Annotated in this window: 1 protein-coding gene; it reads left to right on the top strand. The window is 63.9% G+C overall.

All coding sequences use genetic code 11. From position 1 onward, the window contains the following. Window positions 1-122 precede the first annotated feature (122 nt). Window positions 123-1,475, top strand: coding sequence for an IS1380 family transposase (locus IL54_RS02545; protein WP_037472266.1), 1,353 nt, complete (start codon window positions 123-125; stop codon window positions 1,473-1,475). The last annotated feature ends 166 nt before the right edge of the window (window positions 1,476-1,641 follow it).

Genomic DNA, 1,641 nt, shown 5'->3' with positions numbered 1-1,641 from the left:
CCCGTCTTATTCACCGGCGGCATGGGATGGGGTTGGCGGACGTGGCGTAAGTTACTGATCTGGAGTAGAGAAAGAGTGCTTAAATCATCCCTCTACGCCGGACAGAAAGTGCCACGACCGCCATGGCAGATGATAGCCTCCTCGGTTTCTCATTCCCAGCGATTTGCCGCAAGAAAATGACCGCCGCCTTCGACGGCGGTCGGCTGACATCCGATGGTGGCGTATTGCTGCTGGCGCAGGCCGAGCGACAGCTTGGCATTGCGGAACGGCTTGCCGCCTGCATTTGCGACCCTCGCGACCAGAGCCGCGTCGTCCACGATCTCGACGACATCCTGCGCGCTCGCATGCTGGCGATCGCCTGCGGCTATGAGGATGCCGATGATCTCGACAGTTTGCGTCACGATCCTGGGTTCAAGCTGGCGCTCGGCAAACTGCCCGGCGGCGTGATCGGCCTGGCAAGCCAGCCAACGATGAGCCGCTGGGAGAATGCGCCGACGACGCGCGAACTGGTGCGTCTGACAGGCGCGCTCGTTGATCTCTACTGCGCGAGCTATCCCGTGCCGCCGGTCGCGGTGACGCTTGATATCGATGAGACGGTTGATGTCGTCCATGGCGGCCAGCAGCTCTCCTTCTGGAACGGCCATTATGGCGAGCGCTGCTTCCTGCCGATCCATGTTTATGACACCGCGACTGGACGTCCGGTGGCGATGCTGCTGCGCACCGGCAAGAGCCCATCGGGGGTCGAGACGGCAGGCCATGTGCGTCGGCTGATCCGGCGCATCCGCCGCCACTGGCCCAATACCCGCATCACGCTACGCGGTGATGGCCATTACGGCCGCCCCGAGATCATGGCGTGGTGCGAGGCGAACGGCATCGACTATGTGTTCGGCCTGCCCGGCAACAAGGCGCTCCATGCCGATCCCGTCATCGTCAATCGCGGCGATGCCTGTGCCACCGACCGGGCGCTGCAGGGATTGGGCGTGCTGCGCCGTTATGCCGAGACTTGCTACGCCGCCAAATCCTGGGGGCCGACCAAACGCAGGGTCGTCGCGCGGATCGAAGCCAGCACTATGGGCCTCGATATCCGCTTCGTCGTCACCTCGATCGAGCTTGGTAGCGCCGAGCACATCTACGACACGCTCTATTGTGCTCGTGGCCAGGCCGAAAACCTCATCAAACTCCACAAGACCCAGTTGAAGAGCGATCGCACCTCGTGCCGATCGGCCAATGCCAACCAGATGCGCCTCATCCTCCACACCGCCGCATATTGGCTGATGTGGAAGCTGCGGCAGGCCGTGCCCGCCACCGCAGCGCTGAGGAACGCCGAGTTCGCCACCATCCGCATCCGCCTCATCAAGGTCGCCGCCCGCGTCGTCGAAACCGCCAGTCGCATCCGCATCGCCTTCGCCAGCGCTTGCCCCGACGCCGACATCTTCCAGCATATCGCCCGCGCCCTCAAACCCGCGCCGACCTGAACGGCGCGGCGCGGCCGCAGATCGATCCACCCTGTCCAGAAACCCCGCAAACCTCTCGGCCAAACGCGATGAAATAGTCGCCACAGGGCAACTCGCGCTGGCCGCCTCAGCCTGCCACCCCGTCCCGGATTAAGCCATCACGCAGCAGCCCGGTGAATAAGAGAGG

The organism is Sphingobium sp. ba1 (assembly GCF_000743655.1).
Lineage (GTDB): Bacteria > Pseudomonadota > Alphaproteobacteria > Sphingomonadales > Sphingomonadaceae > Sphingobium.
This window is presented reverse-complemented; position numbering and strand designations above follow the sequence as displayed.

What these genes read in the sequence shown, in the direction of transcription:
- IL54_RS02545 (WP_037472266.1), top strand. Translation starts at nt 123, where the DNA reads ATGGCAGATGATAGCCTCCTCGGTTTCTCATTCCCAGCGATTTGCCGC.